The organism is Sabulibacter ruber (assembly GCF_017355955.1).
Lineage (GTDB): Bacteria > Bacteroidota > Bacteroidia > Cytophagales > Hymenobacteraceae > Nibribacter > Nibribacter ruber_A.
Genome location: NZ_JAFFID010000002.1, coordinates 223,599 through 241,338 on the forward strand (window position 1 = coordinate 223,599; position 17,740 = coordinate 241,338).

Sequence of the window (17,740 nt, forward strand, 5' to 3'; positions counted from 1 at the left end):
GCCCGGAGGAGATTCCAGTTAGCCCGCTTCTGAAAGCGGTGCGCTGTGCCTGCCTTCCGGCAAGAAGAGATGATCAACATGAAAAAGCTACTTCTTTCCCTGCTCCTGATGCTGGGCTGCCACTTTCTGCAAGCCCAGGACCTGGTGGTTACCTATGAAGGAGATTCCCTTAACTGCAAAATCACAAGAGAGGCCAAAGACCGGCTTTACTTCACGTTCATGTACAAGGGAGCCGCTAAGAACACGGTCCTCTCCAAGCACCTGATCAGGCAATACCAGCGCAATTACTTCACCGACGGTGAAATCCCCGAGACTTCTGAATACCAGTACAGCGAGCAGGCTTTCTCGCGCTATAGGTTAGGGGTGAGCGGCGGATGGAGTTACCGGATAGCCAGAACCGCCGATGGTCTCCAGCCTTTCTATAAAGAGTACATAGACAACCTGAAGCAAGGCTTCCATATCAACGGAGACGCGGCTTACTATTTCAATGAGCAGATGGGAGCGGGCCTAAGATACAGCACCTACCATGCCGCAAACGAACTGGATAATGTCACGGCCACTATGCCAGACGGCACCACGGTTACCGGAACGCTGAGCGACAAAATCAACATCACGTATGTGGGGCCGTACTTCAGTTCCAGAACGCTCAACCGCAACAAACTCAATGCCTGGATCTTCAACGTAGGTTTCGGGTACCTGGGCTACACAGACAAAGCGTTGCAGGTAAATGAACGCTATACGTTCAAGGGCAGCACTTTTGGCCTCTCCGCCGATGCGGGCTATGACATGCGTATTTCCAAAAAGCTCTCGGTGGGACTGCAGATTTCGTTTGTAACTGGCACACTCAGACAAATGGAGGTGAGCAACGGAACCACTACCCAAAAGATCAAACTCCAGCCCGAGAACTATGAAAACCTTTCCAGGTTAGACGTATCGGTGGGCTTACGCTTCAACCATTAATTCTTAATTGGCTTAAAAAGAGAATCCGTTTTGGGTCTGCTTTCCGGAAAACAGACCCAAAACGGATTCTTTGTTATGTATGTACCGGTGTTACTTCCCTTGCAACGTGACCACCACGGTACGTTTGCCGCCATGGTTGCGGTGCTCGCAAAGGTAAATGCCCTGCCAGGTGCCCAAATTGAATCTTCCGTTGGTGATAGGCACTGTTACTGAATTGCCCAGCAAGGCCGCTTTGATGTGCGCGGGCATGTCATCTGATCCTTCCAGGGTGTGGCGGTAGTAAGGCGCGTTCTCGGGCACCATGCGGTTGAAATGCTGCTCAAAATCGTGGCGCACGGTGGGGTCAGCGTTCTCGTTGATAGACAGACTGGCCGAGGTATGCTGAATAAAGATGTGCGCCAGGCCCACTTCAATTTCCTCCAGTTCTGGCAACTGGGCTTCCAGCAGATCGGTGATGAGATGGAAGCCGCGTTTTACGGCTGGTAAGCGCAAAGATTTCTGAAACCACTTCATAAACAGGCAAGGTTAATAGTCCACTTCCATGGCCCCGGCATCGGGCTTCTGGGCATCGCGGGGTTTGTTTTCGTAATCCAGGGTGATTCCCGGGACCGGAACTCCCGCTGCGTTGGCCGGGGACAGTTTGATGATCTGGAAATCGAACTTGGGCGCATCGCGGAATTGCGGGTCAACGTTGAGCTGGTTTCCGTTCTGCCCGAACTCGGTTCTATAGGCCTGGGTTTTCAGGAAAGAATTCCGGATAGTTCTGCCAGAAGAACCAGTCATCTCACCGAACTTCAGTTCCTCTTCATGGCGGCCCCACACAATGCTGTTCAGGATGTTCACCTGGTAATTGCCCTGCCGGATAATTTTGTTCTCCACCTGGTACCGTTCTTCAAACACCACCGAGGGCGAGAACCGGATGAAGTCATAGGCGTAGTTGGCCAGCGTACTGAACACCACGTCATACCGTCCGCCACCTAAGCCGGCCAAGGCGTACTCAGCACAGTTGGTGATGATGCTGTTCTCCAGCCGCACGTTGCCGCCTACGCTCAGCACACCCGTTTGCAGCATGTTTTTCAGAAAACTATTCTGAAACGTCACCTGCGGCACCGTATTCCCTTCGGCTTTCAGGTACGCGCCGTTCACGGCATTCTTGATCTCGGCGTAGCTGATTTCTCCCTGCCCAGATTGCACAAACTCCAGTCCCTGCCATTGGCCCGGGGCGTTGCGGTACTGTTCTTCTTTGCGCACCTGCTGGAACACCACCCGCTTCTCGTGCTCGCCTTCTACCCGCAGCGTACCCAGCACTTTGATTTTGGCTTTGCTGTGCAGGTGCACCTGCGTTCCTTTCTGGATGGTAAGCGTTTGCCCGGCCGGCACCGTTACCGAGTCATAGATCACGTGTGCTTTGGAGGCCGTCCAGGTCTCGTTGGGAGAAGTGGTGTAGCTGCGCTGATAATATTGGGCGTTCTGTCCGTACGCCACCAACTTCACTTTCTGCTGGTTTCCGTTGGTCAAAAACAAAAGGGAGTCATTGACCAGGAACGGCTGCTCCTGGGTAGTAGGATTGATGGTGGCTTTCACCAAAACCAGCAGGCTGTCTTTGCCCCGCAATTCTACGTTCTCTACCTGCGGACCCGCCATGCCGTTGATGAACACCTGGAACGGCGAAGAACCCAATCCGCCCACCTTGATCTCTGAGATGCGGACCGCATTCTTGTTGGGGTTGTAGACTTTCAGGCGCTTGGTAATGCTGCCCACTTGGGTGAACACCGTATCAAACAGCACCGTATCGGCCTCAAAGCGCAGCAGGGCGCCGCTATCTGGCGTGATTTCCTCTTCGCGCGGGGTACAGGCGCTCATCCACCAGCCCACCAGGCACAGAAAAGCCAGGCTTTGCAGGAAAGCGGTGCACGTACCAGTAGGGAAGAAGCGCTGAAGCATTAGGTTAGCAGGAATCAGGTTTAATCTTTTAAGGCCGTTTTCAGGAAAACAACCCTAAAATAAAGGGCAATAAAAAAGCGCAACCCAAATGAGCCGCGCTTTTCAATGCGTATAAAGTTTAGACTTGGGCTCCTTCTTTCAAACGCTCAGCGTTCTCAGCAATCCGGAGCTGCTCTACAAATTCATCAATGTTTCCGTCTACCACGTTTGGCAGGTTGTACACCGTTAACCCGATGCGGTGATCGGTTACGCGGCCCTGCGGATAGTTGTAGGTTCTGATTTTATCGGAACGGTCGCCGCTACCCACCATGCTCTTGCGCTGGGCACCTTCTTCTTCCTGTTTCTTGGCAAGTTCTACCTCGTAGATACGCGAACGCAATACCGCCAAGGCTTTGTCAAAGTTCTTCAGCTGCGATTTCTGGTCCTGGCACTGCGCCACAATACCGGTAGGGATGTGGGTCAGACGCACGGCAGAATACGTAGTGTTCACTGACTGACCACCCGGACCGGAAGAACAGAACAGGTCCTTGCGGATGTCGTTCATGTTGAGCTCAATGTCAAACTCCTCCACCTCGGGTAACACTACCACAGAGGCTACTGAGGTATGGATACGGCCCTGAGTCTCCGTGGCCGGAACGCGCTGTACGCGGTGCACGCCAGACTCAAACTTGAGCTTACCGTACACGTCTTCACCGGAGATGTTCACGATGATCTCTTTGTAACCACCGGCGGTACCTTCCATGGCGTCAATCAGTTCCATTTTCCAGCCCTGCTTCTCAGCATAGCGGCTGTACATGCGGTACAGGTCACCGGCAAACAGAGAGGCCTCATCACCACCGGCTCCGGCGCGGATCTCCATGATGATGTCTTTGCTGTCATTAGGGTCTTTGGGAATGAGCATCTCCTTGATGGTCTCCTCCATGTCGTCGCGCTGCGGCAGGAGCTCATCAAGTTCTTCTTTGGCCATCTCGCGGAAATCCTCGTCCTTCTCCGTGGCGATGACTTCTTTGGTATGCTCAATGTTGCTCAGCAACAGTTTGTAGCGCTCGTATTCGGCTACAATCTTCTCCAGGTCTTTGTACTCTTTGTTCAAAGCCTTATATCTCTTCAGGTCACTGGCTACATCTGGTTGGATGAGTTGCTCATTTACCTCTTCAAACCGCTGCTTTATGGCTTCCAGTTTATCTAACATCTTCTGCTATACTTAATTCAGGGCGCAAAGCTACGTAATTTCCGTGGCATTTGCGGAGTCCTATTTTTGGTGTGTTTTCTATGAAACAGCCCGGAAACGGAAAAAGTTGCTCTGCTCCATCCCTGATATGTAGGGGAAAAGGCTGTGTGCCTCGTCTGTAAGTAAACCCCCTGGAAAACTTATGAAACCTGTACGCCTGCATTGCTACCTTTTCTCGCTCTTGAGCTGTGCCATTCTTTTCTCTGGCTGTTCAGTTGACGATGATGCCACGCCAGAACCTACCGGCAAAATCTCTGGCCGGGCGGTAGTGCGTAATGAGTACGGTGAAGTTCAAGACCCTTCCAGCTTGGTTCTATCGGTGGAGAACACAGAGATCAAGACTTCGCCGGATGTGGGTGGGCTTTACACCCTTAAATTTGGGTCACTTCCTTCCGGTACGTATGACTTAAAGATAAGCACACCTGGTTTTATTGATGGCTACCGTAGAGAGTGGTACTACACCAGGGGAGAACCTTACGCCATGGATATTATCGCCTCTAAAGCACCGTCTCAGTACTTTGTGGCTCCCACCCTCAGCCTGCCAGTAACCAACGGATATGCCCACAGGCTATTTCTCTCTGCCCGCTTAAGCGCTCCTATTCCTGCCGGAAAAATGCTGAAAGCCCAAGTGTTTATAGGTAAAACCCCCAATGTTTCTGCCACCAACTACATAGCTGCCGGTGAATTCAACCTCTATAGAGAAGAGGTCTCCCTTGAGCTTCTGAGCACCATGGATTTTAAATCCCGCACAGGTATAAAAACAGGCGAAACAATTTACGTGGTGGCCTATACCGATGCGGCTGTACCAGTTGGCTATTCAGTACCCGGCAGCAATGTGCAAGTGCCCACCAGCATGAATACCAACCATGCGGTAGTGTTGCCCTTTGTTATGCCGTAATCCTGCGGATGATAGGAGCATTCTGAATTTTCTCTTTTCACCTGGTTTTAGGTAAATAAGCCAGAAACAGGGTAACTATCTTACCTGCAGGTCTGCGGTAGCCCTGCCCAACTGCCCGTTGGCGGTGAGCCCTTCTACCACGGCCCGGTACGAAGTGCGCGCGTCTGCACAGTAGAAAGAGAATGTAGCTTGCCCGTTAGTATCCGTCACTATGGTGGGGCTCCAGAAAAGGGTAGTACGAAGATCGGGTAGTTCCACTTCCGAAGATTGATCATAGCGGGGCATGTAGAACTCCCTTGCTTTCTGCATCCTGACTCCGTTATAAGCGGCCACTCCGCGGTAGCGCGCCTTACTGGTAAATGTTCCGGGGCCACTTTGTTTCAGAATAATTGAAATTACGCCGTTACCTCCCTGTGAGCCAAAAATGGTTGACGATGGTCCGGGTTTGATGATGTCAATGGCTTCTACCTCCGTCATAGAAATACCCCTTACATACTCTACATCTATGGGCATGCCATCCAACAGGTAGAGCGGGGGGTCACCTCCGCGTAGGGAGATTTCTCCGCCGTTTGACATCAAACCTGCCACCCGTCCTTGGAGCGCTGAAATAATATCTTGCGCCTGTGGCAGGTTTGAGCCTTTGAGGCTGTAGTCTGGTTGATTGTATAACTGGCCACGGCGCATCTCTTCTTCTTCACGTATCTTTCTGGCCCTGATTTCCACGGTGCTCAGTAAGATGCTTTTTCCGGCCAATTGATCTAACCTCAACTGCTCCCGGTTGCTTCTCAGGTATGCCCAGGTACTTTGGGACAGCATCGCGGGTGGTACGTCATAAGGAGGTTGCGGAGTAACCAGCGTAATAGGCACCCCTTTATCCATGATCACCTCCAGCACATCTTTTCCCTTGGCAGAGCGGGCCTTTACGGCAATACGGGCGCTGTCATCCAACTGGCTCACAGCAAAAGCGAATTTCCCCTGAGCATCAGCGGTGTCTATGAGAATCATGCCGGGCGAGCGGAGACTGATTAAGGTGACAATGGCCTTGGGTTCCGGCTTGCCAGATAGTTTCTGAACCGTGCCCGTCACTGCCATTCCACGTTCCACGGGAAAAGGCAGGGGCAGAGGCTTGTTTTGCAGCAGGTCATTCCAGACAAACCGGCGCCAGCCCTGTGTGAGCATCAGGTTATCCAAAGCCTCAGCGGCACCCTGTTCCTGAGAAGAGAAATAGTAGCCTGGTTGCTCAATGTGGCCTCGCAGATCTGAGGTGAGTAACAGGTTGGTGAGGATGGTATTGGCGTAGGGCTCCGGAGTTACTTTTTGGGCATCGGTAACGGCTACGGAGAAATGCCCTGATACCGGAGAGCCCGCTGCGTTCTTAGCCTGCAGGTGCATGGTTACTTTCTCGCGGGGTTTGTAGCTGGGCTTATCTGGCGTAAGCGTGAGCTGCAGTTGATCCTGGCGGTTCACAAAGACCAACCGCTCAGCCAAGGGCTCGCCGGGGTGGGAGAATAAGGTAAACTGCACCACGCCCGAGGGAAGTTTTTCCCGGGGCACACTGATCTGGATCAGGTCTTTGTCGGTGGTGGCATGTCCCGTAAAATATATGTTTCCCCGGCTCTGCACGACCATACTGATAGAGGTGGGCCGGCCTTCGTATCCACGGTAACCTACCAGATAGGCCCTCATCTGCACCGCGTTTGGCTTGCTGTTGTCCACACGCATGACCACGCCCTTCTCCCGGGCTGTTGGCAAAGGGTACCTGGTTTCTGTCCCATCTTCGTTCCTGAGGATGGCCAAGTAGTTTTTGCCCGGCTGCGGCAGAAACCCGAAACGTCCCATCCCAAATTTCTGACTCTTGAAGTCTGTCACTTTCTTTCCGGTTTCCTCTAGCACAGTACCCTGCACGTCTTTGCCCATGCCATTGGCATCTATGGCTTTGAACCCCACCACGCTCCACATGTTGTTGACCAACTCTCCTCCCTCAGGGAAGAACTGCAGATCCACTTTCTCGCTTACCTGCGGAATCTTGAAGCGCCGCTGAATTTCATTTTCCCCTTCTTTGACAGTCATCCAAAGCCGGATGTCTTGCTGGGCTTCCGTAATCGGTAAAAAGAATGCAAAACGCGCCTGCCCTTGGCTGTTGGTTTGACCGTTGCGCCTCGGGGAAATCATTTTGCCCATGCGGTTGCGGGTATGGAAGGTGAGGGACCGTTGCCCCAGTGGTTCTTCTTTCAGGTTCTTCAAAGACACATCGGCCCAGACAGAATCTCCCGCCGCGTACCGTTTGAAGGTAAAATCTACCTTGGGCACCAAATCGGCTAATCTGGGATTGAAAATCTGTACGTTCTGATGGAAGAAATACGTCTCGTCAAAGTTCTGCATCCAGCTGGTATAAGCCCGCAGACGGTAAAGTCCCTCCGGGATGGTGTCTTCCAGAGCCAGGTCGCCGTGGCCAATTCCGTTCTTCACGTCCACTGCAATGCGGCGGTAAATGGAATCCTCCGGTGACACCAACTCCACGTACAGCACCTTGCTTACCAAGCTAGGCTCATGGGATGATGCATTTACCAGATAGGCTTTAAACCACAAATCATCCCCGGCGGCGTAGTACGGTTTGTCCAGGTGCAAATAGACTTTCTCCTGCGGATAATCCTTGGTGAACTGCTGCAGTTGGGCGATGATTTTTTTGAGGACTTCGTTTTCCTGCCACTGCTTCGGGGCGAAGGCGCACACCAATAACAGGCCCAGAGAAAAGAGCGCAAGACGTAAGTAGCTTTTCGGGGACATACGGGTTGGGGGAAGAGCGTTCAAAAGGGGGTAGGTACGTGTGGTTAACAGATGATTGTGCTAGTAACCTACAAAGATTCCTGCAGATTTTCCATACTCCCTTGCCGTATTTTGTTTTAAGACTATTTTCCCGAAAACAGGCTTAAAACAGCTCTCCCGGCCTCAACCTTCGCCCCACAGCTTTTCCATATAGCGCACAGCGTTTCCGTAACTGAGCGCCGCCAGCTCCTCTGCCGAGAACTGTTCTTTCAAGGCCTCCAGTATAGTTTGGTATTGGGCTGCGTTGCGGTGCTGCGGATGGAAATAAGATTCGCCACCTTCCATGATGCCGGACTCCTGGAAAAAATCAGCCCCGAAACAGAGGGCTTGCGGGGCGTGCTCAAAGCCGTGGCGGATGTGCTCCAGCAGCACCTCGGGCCGGGTTGGGTGCACAAACTTCTTCAGGAAATTAATGCCTATCAGCCCTTGGCGGCGCACCACTTCCTGCACTAATTCCGGCGGCAGGTTGCGTGCATTGTCATACACCTCCCGGAAATTAGAATGGCTGGCGATGACAGGTATGTCCAAGCCGTGTTTGTCGATGAAGTTCAGCATACCATAAGCAGCGGCGTCTGAGGTGTGGGCCAAGTCCACGGCAATGCGCTTGCCGCTCAGGTACCGGAGCAGTTCCTCGCCATCGGGTTTCAGGCCAACGCCTGGCGTGAAGTTTCCGCCGGAGAAGCGGTTCTCATCTACGTGGGTAAAGCTGATGTACAACAACGGACCGGCCAGTTGGATGATTTCCTCCAGTCTTCTGAAAGCTAAGTCTAGCGGTTCGTCCTCCTCGCACAAGCCTGAGGCGTTCTCAATGGCTGCCACTATGGCCACCCGTTCCCCGTGGAGCACCTGCATCGTCAGTTCTTTGGGTCGCACCTGCGCAAACACCTCGGTATTCTGCAGCAGATTTTCCTTGTAAAGCCGGGCTTGTTTTAAGGTAAAGGCAGCGCTACCCGGCTCAGTAGGGGTGAAGAAGGCCATGGTCTGCAAGCGTACCCGACCCGCCTGCAGATGCGGAATGGCACAGCCTATGATGTCCACATCCATGGGCGTGGAACCCGGTATCCAGGCCAGGTAGCCGGTCAGGTCGCAGTGCAGGTCAACAATGGGCAAGCGGGTATCTTCCAATTTTGAATGAGTAATGGAGTGAATGGGTGAATGAGCGTTGCAAGATTCATTCAGAGCGAGTTTACGAAGAACCGTTCCATCTCCCGCCGCAAACCCGGATTTTTTCCCGAATTTTGCAGAAACAACGCAAAAACGTACGCTGCTTCTACCGCGTACCTTCTGGATTATGACAACACTTCCTTCTGTTATACTGCACGCCGGCAAAGAAATCTCGCTCAAACGCTTTCACCCGTGGGTTTTCTCGGGGGCCATCAAGAAAATTGAGGGCGAGGTGCAGGAAGGTGATATCGTGGCGGTTTACTCTAACCGCCGCGAGTTCCTGGGCATCGGCCACTACCAACCCGGCTCCATTGCCGTGCGGATTTTTTCCTTTGATGAAATAGAGCCCAACTATGATTTCTGGCGCAGCCGTGTGCAGAAAGCCGTGGAGTACCGCCGCCAGCAGGGCTTCCTGGACAACCCCAACACCGATGTGTACCGTCTGGTCTTCGCCGAGGGCGACCAACTGCCCGGCATGATCATAGACATCTACGGCAATACCGCCGTGCTGCAGGCGCACAACGTGGGCATGTTCCACGTGCGACAGCACATCGCGCAGGCTTTGATGGAGGTGTATGACGGAAAACTGACCGCTGTGTACGATAAATCGGCCGAGACGCTGCCCGCCAAAGGTCCGGTTCAGGGCCAGAACGGCTACCTGTACGGCGACACGCCCGTGCCGCATGTGGTTACCGAGAACGGCAACAAGTTCCTGGTGGATTGGGTCACCGGCCAAAAAACCGGCTTCTTCATTGACCAGCGTGAGAATCGTGATCTGCTCGCGCACTACGCTCCCGGCAAAACCGTCTTGAACACCTTCTGCTACACCGGCGGTTTCTCCATCTACGCGCTCAACGCCGGGGCTAAGGCTGTTCACTCCGTGGATGTCTCCAAAAAAGCCATTGACCTCACAAACCAGAACGCCGAGCTGAACCAGGACCAGGACCGCCACGAGGCCTACGCCGTGGATACCTTTGAGTTCCTGAAAGGCAAAGAAGGCCTGTACGACCTGATCATCCTGGACCCGCCGGCCTTCGCGAAGAGCCAGAAAGTGCGCCACAACGCGCTCATGGGCTACAAGCGCCTGAACGCCGAGGCCATCCAGAAAATAAAGCCGGGCGGTATCCTGTTCACCTTCTCCTGCTCCGGCGTAGTAGACAAATACCTCTTCCAGAGCACGGTTATGGCGGCGGCTATTGAAGCTGGTCGTAACGTGAAAGTGATGCACCACCTCTCCCAACCCGCCGACCACCCGGTGAGCATCTTCCACCCGGAAGGCGAGTACCTGAAAGGCCTGGTGTTGTACGTGGAGTAGGGAGGTAGCACGTAGCAAGTATCACGTAGCAAGACCTTAGATTTTAGCGCTTAGAGGAAAAATGGTGTTTCGGAACTGATTTCTGGAAATCGGCTCCCAAACACCATTTCCAATTTTTATAAGCTAACAGTGAAATGAAGCAAACGGCCCTGCAACATTTTGATGTGCATGATGGCGCGGAAGTTACTTTCATACTTTGTGTTAAGGGGAAAGGCACGGAAGTAACTTCCGCGCCATAGTAGCGGATAGTAGCGCATGGGGTTCCTGAACCCAGGATTACTCTTGGGGTAATTTAGAGAACCGCTGCCGCGAGACTCTGGTCTCCTGATTAAGGGTGGTGCGAACGCTCCAGACTCGCCGGAACTATCTTTGATGTTGCCCTATGGCGCGGAAGTTACTTCCGTGCCTTTCTCAAGTAGTTTCATAGCATAAAAAGGGAATAATTCCCGCGCTGTAGTTTAACTATAGCTCCTCAGCAATGCGTAGGTTCGCTGCAGTGCAGCGAGGATAATCAGGAGACTACCCTACCCTGCATCTGTAGGCACAAGTCTGGAGATCCGCACCAGCGGAAACGTCTTCAGGCATGAGTTGCAAACTCACGCCAACGGAGGGGTTAGCAGAAGCAGTCTAACTGTGTAAGCTGCCACTACATGGCATCAAACGCGTCCTAAGGTAAACAGCCCTGCCAGATTCTCCGGTTGCAAAGCTTCATCCAGGCTCATTCTGATGCGCCATTCTTTGGGGTAATGGTTGTTGACGCGATTTTGGAGCTTTTTGCCCCAACCCAGGCCCACGCCGTTGAACTGTACCAGCACCCAGCCGTTGGCGGAGTTTTCCAGCACCACATCTTCGCGGTGCAGGAACTTGAGGGCGGTGGCCAGGTCTACCTCTGCATGCGGGAAAGCGTCTGGGGACAAATGCTGGGAAAGCGCCAGGGCCGGCAGCGGTTTGGCGTTGTTCTTCATGACCTCGGCCACCTCTATGCCGCCGTAGACCACACGCAGGTTCTCGTACAGTTGCTCCAGTTCCAACATCCAGGCTTTGGGCAAGGCGCGAAGGGTTTCTTTGTGCTTCACAATCTCCCAGTTTTGGGGCTCTTTTAGCCAATCCTGCACCAAACCCTTTTCCTGCTTAGAGGCGCTCACCAGAAACGGCCGCTTGCTCTTGCGGTAAGGTCGGGCTTCCTCGCCTTCGGTTTTGCGGACGGCCGCCAGGAAGAAGCCTTCGCCCTGGGTGCGGTGCGGGTAGAAGCGGTAGCCGTGCATGCCTTCCAGTTCGGTGGCGGTCACACCCCAATCAGGGTGAAGTTGCAGCGGAATGGTTTCGGCGTCTTGCTGGCGGGCCAGCCAGGCCAGGTTCTCTTCGTTTTCTTCCTGGTTGTAGGTGCAGGTGCTATAAATCAGGACACCTCCGGGTTTGAGGGCATCCCACACGTCCATGAGAATACGGCGCTGGCGCTCAGAGCAGAGCTTCACGTTGGCTTCTGACCACTCGTTGATGGCATCAGGGTCTTTGCGGAACATGCCTTCGCCGGAGCAGGGTGCGTCCACTACCATCACGTCGAAGAAACCCGTGAGTTGGCCAATGTGGCTGGGGTCATTGTTGGTCACGATCACGTTGCCGCTGCCCCATTTCTGCAGGTTCTCGGCCAGGATATTCGCCCGGGGTTTGATGACCTCGTTGGCCACCAACAAACTACCTGGAGAAATAAGCGAGGCGATGTGCGTGGATTTTCCGCCGGGCGCACCGCATAGGTCCAGCACGGCCAGGGGCTCGGTTAGGTCAACGCTTTGCTTCAGGGCCTGCTCCAGAAACATGGAACTGGCCTCCTGCACATAATAGGCGCCGCCATGGAACAGCGGGTCAAGGGTGAAGCTGGGGCGCGAGGGCAGGTAGAACCCGGTCTCGGTCCAGGGCACCGGCGGCAAACCGGCAGGCACCGGCAGTTTGGCTTTGTTCACCCTGATGCTGGTGGGCGAGGGCTGGTCCAATGCCTCGGCAAAGGCCGGGAAAGTCTCCCCCAATTGGTTCTGCATGCGGGTCTGGAAAGAAGCGGGAAGTTCTAGGCTCATACATGTGGTGCCCGGCTTAAACCGAAGCTCCTGCAAAGATACCGATTCTGTTTTAGGCCTGTTTCTGAAAATATAACCTTAAAGGGCTCATTCCGCCGCCAGGATAGGCTCACGGCGCGTGGTGATCTTGGCCGGTTTACGCACGGTGCGGGTCTGGTACACGGGGTTGTCTATAAAAGCCACCACTTTCAAGGTCAGATCCAGGCCGGTTATGGTGCTGGGGTTCTCAAAGCCCAGGTACAGGTAGCCGTCATCAGTTTTAGGCGTCTGGTTGGCCAGTACTTTGCCGTAATCTGAGAGTACGTCTTTGCCTTTGGCTACACCGTAGGGTTTCCAGCCGTCCTCATCCTCGGTGAACAGGTAGGCGTTGTTCTTGTTGAACAGGTAATAACTGATGTACCCGCTGGATTTCACCTGCGGCAGCTGCGGCAGCAATCCCAACCCGAACGCCACCAAGGGGTTGCCCCCGGTCAGCAGGGCTGTGGCACCTTTGGCCAGGGTCTTACCGGTTTCCTGCAAAGACTGGACAGATTCCTGCCCCACCCCAACCCAGTATACCCAATGCTTGGTACCGGCGGGCAGCTTAAAGCGCTCGGTGCTGCGGTTGTTGCGGGTGATATTTGTGAGGGAAGCCAGCTGAAACGTCTTGTCTACTACCGTCTCAGATTTAAGATCGTTCTTCACCAGTACTTTCTCGGTGGTAGTGGTCCAGGTGGTGTCTTGCACGGTGCGCCAGGCCACCAGCGTATTGAAATTCTGGGTGGCCTCAGTGCCGGGGATGCGGGTGAGGGTGAAATGGCTCCTGGTGCTGGTCTCAGACAGACTCTGCAGCGTGATGGTGTACACCGATTTCTGCGGCACCGTGAGGCGCAAGTTGTTCAGTTTCCTGGTTTCCTCTATGCTATACAGCGGCGATTTAGAGAAATATTCCTGCACGGTTACCTTGTAGTTGGTCTTGGTTTTGTTCTCCAGGTCCAGTACAATCACATCGCCGGCCTGAAAAGCGTACTGGTACTGGGTCGCTGGCTGTTTGGTTCCGGCCACCTGAATCTCCAGATCGGCAATTTTGATGGGTTTTCCGGCCTGCGCCACACAAACCAAAGAGCACATTAAAAATATCCCACAAAGCAACAGGGCAGAACGAAAGAAAGAGCTACACATACAGAGAGCAGAAGAAAAACCAATTTGGCGGCAATTTACGAAAACCAGCTCAGAATCAGTACCGCGGCTCAATCCACATCTTTCGGGCAACGCCCAGCCCCACAAAGTTTCCGCGTCCGCCGCCGCGCATCAGAATGGCCACGTTCTGCCCTTCGTAGAGCTCGCTCAGGCTAATAGAGCCTCCGTTCAGCCCCACAATCTGGGTAACGGGCGTTACCAACACGTAGCCCCGGTTATAACGGGAAAACCGGGTATCGGTACCGTAGCCTTCTACTTCAATGGTCACCTGGCCCCGGTCATACACCCGACGGGTGATGGTTCCCCTGAGGTCTACCCGGGTGGGAGCCAGGCTGTTCTGAGTTCTGGCATCAGCGGCGGCGTTGGCCGAAGTATCTGTGCCAACCGGAGCTGCAGTCTGGCAGCCAAACCCGGCAACCGTGACAAGTAGCACTAATACGAGATATGCGAATGGAATCTTTATGTTCTTCATGGTCTTAGAGTTAGCCCAGAACCTATAAACGAAAAAGAAGCCTCAACGGCTACACTTAGGAAAAGTCAATTGGGTTGTTTTCAGGGTATTTTGAGAAAAACAGGACAAAACGGAGTATTTATACGGAAGAAGTTGTTATCTCTGTACCTAGTTAGTTGCCGCTTAATCCTTAACTTCACCTTATTTCGCGGCGCGGAACAATCATCTTTATGGCTAAAATCAAAACAGCATATTTCTGCCAGAACTGCGGTGCGCAGTCGGCTAAATGGATAGGCCGCTGCCCGGCCTGCGGCGAGTGGAACACCTACGTGGAGGAAGTGGTGGCCCGCGAAGACGTAACGCCCACCACCGCCTGGAAAGTAGGCACCAGCAGCCAGCAGGTGGCCAGCAAGCCCAAACCCATTGGCGAGATCACCTATTCTGAACAGGCCCGTATCATCACCGAGGACGCCGAGCTGAACCGTGTGCTGGGCGGCGGTATTGTGCCCGGCTCCATGGTGCTCATTGGGGGCGAGCCTGGCATTGGCAAGTCTACGCTCATGCTACAGATTGCCCTGAGTCTGCGCAGCCAGCGCGTGCTCTACATCTCCGGCGAGGAAAGCGAACAGCAGATTAAGATGCGCGCCGAACGCCTGGGCACCCAGCACCCCAACTGCTTTATCCTCACCGAGACCGGCACCCAGAACATCTTCAAGCAAATAGAACAGCTTCAGCCCGATGTCCTGATCATTGACTCTATCCAGACGCTGCATTCTTCCTTTATTGAGAGCGGCGCGGGTAGTGTGGCGCAGGTGCGGGAATGTACCGCCGAGCTGCTCAAATTCGCGAAGGAAAGCGGTACACCGGTGTTTCTCATCGGGCACATCACCAAAGAAGGCAACCTGGCCGGGCCTAAGATTCTGGAGCACATGGTAGACACCGTGCTACAGTTTGAAGGCGACCGCCACATGACCTACCGCATTCTGCGCACCACTAAAAATCGTTTCGGGAGCACGTCTGAACTGGGCATTTACGAGATGCTGGGCACCGGCCTCAGAGAAGTGAGCAATCCTTCGGAGATCCTGATCTCGCAGCGCGAGGAGTCGTTCAGCGGCATTACCATTGGAGGCACCATGGAAGGAAACCGGCCGCTGCTCATTGAAGTGCAAAGCCTGGTGAGCCCCGCTACTTACGGTACGCCGCAACGCACTGCCACCGGCTTTGACGTAAAGCGCCTAAACATGCTCCTGGCCGTGTTGGAAAAGCGCGGAGGTTTCAAACTAGGCACTCAGGACGTGTTCCTAAACATCGCGGGTGGCCTCAAAGTGGAGGACCCCGCATTGGATTTAGCCATTTGCGCTGCCCTGCTTTCTTCCTTTGAGGACGTAGCCATTCCGCATACCACCTGCTTTGCCGCTGAGGTTGGTTTGGGGGGCGAGGTACGGGCCGTACATCGCATTGAGCAACGCATCTCTGAGGCCGAAAAATTGGGTTTTCAGGATATCTATATTTCCAAGTACAACAAAAAAGGAGTAGATTTAGACAGGTTTAATATCAGAATTCATGCGGCAAGTCGGCTGGAGGAAGTCTTCAGTGGTTTATTTGGGTAATTCACGGCACGTTGAACTATTCCTATAAGGGCGGGCGTTCCTATGCCATTATTGAACCTAATATTTCATCTACCTAATCAAATTCAGCAATGCTATTTTCCTCCAATAGGTTGTTTTCTTCTATAGCGCTCTGCCTGGGGCTTTTCCTAGGCGGGCTAACCTCGGCGCAGGCGCAGTCAAACGTGACCCTTACCGGCAAAATCAACAATCCGGTTAGTGATAGTGTCCTGCTGGAGTTGTATACCGTTCCGGCTTCTTACTCAGGTGAGTCGCACACGGTGGCCTTGTCTAAAAACGGGGAGTTCACCATTACGGCGCCGGTCAAAGAACCTCTGCTGGGCGAGTTGGTACACGGCTCAGAGTCTGTGATCCTGTTCCTGCAACCCGGCGACAACCTGGATGTACGCGCCAACGCCAATGATTTTCTCAATACAGTGAAAATGAAGGGCGAAGGATTTGAGGAGAATAGCTATCTGCTGGAGTTTGAGCTGAAGTTTGAAGAAGAGGAAGACTACCAGGTATTGCCTGATAACATCCATAAGCGGGAAAAAGAGTTTTTGCTCTTCCTGGAGGAGCGCCGCCAGGACCAGCGCAAGTTCCTGGAGAAATTCCTGAAAGAGCACCAGACCTCAGAGGCATTTAAGAATTACGCCAAGGCCCAGATTGAATTCAGCTACGCCAATGACCGCCTGACCTATGTAGACATCCGTAAGCGCGTGGGCGATTTGCCTCCTAAACTCTCCCCAGACTACTATGATTTCCTGAATCAGGTAGATCTTAACATGCCGGGGGCGGTGAGAAACCAGGCGTACCTTGATTTCCTGAATAATTATTTCCAGTTCAAGGCACTGCAAGCCAAACCGGCTAATCTGGAGCGCGATTATTACCCTACGCTGTACGCCATGGCCAAACAGGAATTAAAGGGAACTGCCCGTGACATGATGATGGCCCGTATTCTTTCGCAGGCTTTCCGGTTTGGGTACGTGCCAGACACTGATGCCATGTACCTTGATTTCCAGAAAGAAGCCAAAGACGCTAACTTCATTTCATACATCCAGGACCAGTACAAGCAGTTCAGAAGGGTAGGGCTGGGCAGCACCGCTCCGGCGTTTACCCTGCTCTCCGCCGAAGGCGACAGTGTTTCCCTGAGCAGCTTCAAAAACAAAATGGTGTACCTGGGCTTCTGGCGTACTCACTGCGGCATCTGCACCGTAGACCAGCAGGCCTATAAATACTTTGCCGAGCAACTGGCAGAAAAAGACGTTGTGCTGCTGCAGGTATCAGTAGGGGAGGACCTCAACACCTGGAAAAAGAACGTAGCCCAGAAAAAATACCCTGGTATTCATCTGTACGCGCCAGACCTTTCGGCCAAAATCCTGAAGGACTATGATGTAAAGAGCTTCCCGGCGTATTTCCTGATTGCCCCGGATGGCACCCTGATCAGCACCAACGCCCGCAGGCCGGGCCATGCCGAGGGAGCCCGCGAGATTGCCGCCGCCATAGACCAATACCACAAGTCTGCCAAGAAGTAGCATTTTTTGACTACTTTTGGAGAAACAGGTTGAAAATGAAAAGGCACGCACTAGCTGTTCTTATACTCTTTTTAGTTGCTTGCGATCCAGATCAGAAGAATCCAGATAAGATATTAAATACAGTGGTAGTTCAAGCCAATATCAAGAACGAGAAGGTCAAGAATCATGCATTTCTTAAAGACATGTATGATGATTCCTATTTCCCGGATTTTCTTGTTGACAAAGGAAAGGTAATATTGACAGAGCTGTGCCTACGGATTGAAGATCAGAAACCCGAAAATTTAGAGCAGTTGTATGAACTGACTCACGCTTCAACTGATCAATTCAATGACCTGGAAGACGAATTCTTTGAACACGACAGTGAGCTAGAAACCGCAGCAAGAGAGTGCATTGCAATGGACTTTGACTTTATTGCAAAGGCTTACGGGTTTGACGCTGATGTTGAAGAATTAATTGCTACCCGAAACTGGTAATGTTTTTTGCCTACTTTTGGGGAAACAGGTTGAAAACAGAACCAGGTGCAGTCCGTAAAAGGCGGCATTTGGTTTTATCTTAGCA

14 protein-coding genes are annotated in these 17,740 nt (G+C 53.1%); 6 read left to right on the forward strand and 8 right to left on the reverse strand.

Going from position 1 to position 17,740, the window contains the following annotated elements:
- Nucleotides 1–78: 78 nt before the first annotated feature.
- A complete protein-coding gene (locus tag JT719_RS12315) occupies nucleotides 79–960 on the forward strand; it encodes an outer membrane beta-barrel protein (RefSeq protein ID WP_207433644.1) in 882 nt (293 codons plus the stop codon).
- Nucleotides 961–1,050: 90 nt separating this feature from the next.
- On the opposite strand, the gene JT719_RS12320 is transcribed toward JT719_RS12315, so the two are convergent.
- The 3 genes from JT719_RS12320 to prfA all read right to left on the reverse strand — a co-directional run bounded on the left by JT719_RS12320 (nucleotide 1,051) and on the right by prfA (nucleotide 4,096).
- The gene (locus JT719_RS12320) at nucleotides 1,051–1,473 is read right to left on the reverse strand and encodes a secondary thiamine-phosphate synthase enzyme YjbQ (protein ID WP_207433645.1); all 423 of its coding nucleotides are present in this window, start codon (nucleotides 1,471–1,473) and stop codon (nucleotides 1,051–1,053) included.
- Nucleotides 1,474–1,485: 12 nt separating this feature from the next.
- Nucleotides 1,486–2,904 carry a hypothetical protein gene (locus JT719_RS12325; protein ID WP_207433646.1) on the reverse strand — a complete coding sequence of 473 codons (1,419 nt, stop codon included), beginning with the start codon at nucleotides 2,902–2,904 and terminating at the stop codon, nucleotides 1,486–1,488.
- Between the two features lie 118 nt (nucleotides 2,905–3,022).
- Entirely contained in the window at nucleotides 3,023–4,096 is a 1,074-nt protein-coding gene (prfA, locus tag JT719_RS12330) for a peptide chain release factor 1 (protein ID WP_207433647.1), read from the reverse strand.
- A 181-nt stretch (nucleotides 4,097–4,277) separates the two neighbouring features.
- Between prfA and JT719_RS12335 the strand changes: the two genes are divergently transcribed.
- Nucleotides 4,278–5,033: a hypothetical protein gene (locus tag JT719_RS12335; protein WP_207433648.1), complete on the forward strand. Its 756-nt coding sequence runs from the start codon at nucleotides 4,278–4,280 to the stop codon at nucleotides 5,031–5,033.
- Between the two features lie 75 nt (nucleotides 5,034–5,108).
- On the opposite strand, the gene JT719_RS12340 is transcribed toward JT719_RS12335, so the two are convergent.
- The gene (locus tag JT719_RS12340; protein WP_207433649.1) at nucleotides 5,109–7,820 is read right to left on the reverse strand and encodes a TonB-dependent receptor plug domain-containing protein; all 2,712 of its coding nucleotides are present in this window, start codon (nucleotides 7,818–7,820) and stop codon (nucleotides 5,109–5,111) included.
- A gap of 162 nt (nucleotides 7,821–7,982) precedes the next feature.
- Nucleotides 7,983–8,984 (reverse strand): dipeptidase, encoded by a 1,002-nt coding sequence (locus JT719_RS12345; protein ID WP_207433650.1) that lies wholly within the window; start codon nucleotides 8,982–8,984, stop codon nucleotides 7,983–7,985.
- A gap of 166 nt (nucleotides 8,985–9,150) precedes the next feature.
- On the opposite strand from JT719_RS12345, the gene JT719_RS12350 reads away from it, so the two are divergent.
- Nucleotides 9,151–10,338 carry a class I SAM-dependent rRNA methyltransferase gene (locus JT719_RS12350; RefSeq protein ID WP_207433651.1) on the forward strand — a complete coding sequence of 396 codons (1,188 nt, stop codon included), beginning with the start codon at nucleotides 9,151–9,153 and terminating at the stop codon, nucleotides 10,336–10,338.
- Nucleotides 10,339–10,994: 656 nt separating this feature from the next.
- On the opposite strand, the gene JT719_RS12355 is transcribed toward JT719_RS12350, so the two are convergent.
- From JT719_RS12355 to JT719_RS12365, 3 genes are all read right to left on the reverse strand, one after another.
- Nucleotides 10,995–12,410: a methyltransferase RsmF C-terminal domain-like protein gene (locus tag JT719_RS12355; protein WP_207433652.1), complete on the reverse strand. Its 1,416-nt coding sequence runs from the start codon at nucleotides 12,408–12,410 to the stop codon at nucleotides 10,995–10,997.
- Nucleotides 12,411–12,497: 87 nt separating this feature from the next.
- Nucleotides 12,498–13,502 carry a hypothetical protein gene (locus JT719_RS12360; RefSeq protein ID WP_207433653.1) on the reverse strand — a complete coding sequence of 335 codons (1,005 nt, stop codon included), beginning with the start codon at nucleotides 13,500–13,502 and terminating at the stop codon, nucleotides 12,498–12,500.
- A gap of 124 nt (nucleotides 13,503–13,626) precedes the next feature.
- A complete protein-coding gene (locus JT719_RS12365) occupies nucleotides 13,627–14,061 on the reverse strand; it encodes a hypothetical protein (protein WP_207433654.1) in 435 nt (144 codons plus the stop codon).
- Between the two features lie 209 nt (nucleotides 14,062–14,270).
- Between JT719_RS12365 and radA the strand changes: the two genes are divergently transcribed.
- From radA to JT719_RS12380, 3 genes are all read left to right on the forward strand, one after another.
- On the forward strand, nucleotides 14,271–15,650 hold the full coding sequence (gene radA, locus JT719_RS12370) for a DNA repair protein RadA (RefSeq protein WP_207433655.1): 1,380 nt from the start codon (nucleotides 14,271–14,273) through the stop codon (nucleotides 15,648–15,650).
- A 110-nt stretch (nucleotides 15,651–15,760) separates the two neighbouring features.
- Nucleotides 15,761–17,182 carry a peroxiredoxin family protein gene (locus tag JT719_RS12375; protein WP_207433656.1) on the forward strand — a complete coding sequence of 474 codons (1,422 nt, stop codon included), beginning with the start codon at nucleotides 15,761–15,763 and terminating at the stop codon, nucleotides 17,180–17,182.
- Nucleotides 17,183–17,217: 35 nt separating this feature from the next.
- Nucleotides 17,218–17,655 carry a DUF5713 family protein gene (locus JT719_RS12380; protein WP_242693229.1) on the forward strand — a complete coding sequence of 146 codons (438 nt, stop codon included), beginning with the start codon at nucleotides 17,218–17,220 and terminating at the stop codon, nucleotides 17,653–17,655.
- Nucleotides 17,656–17,740: the final 85 nt, after the last annotated feature.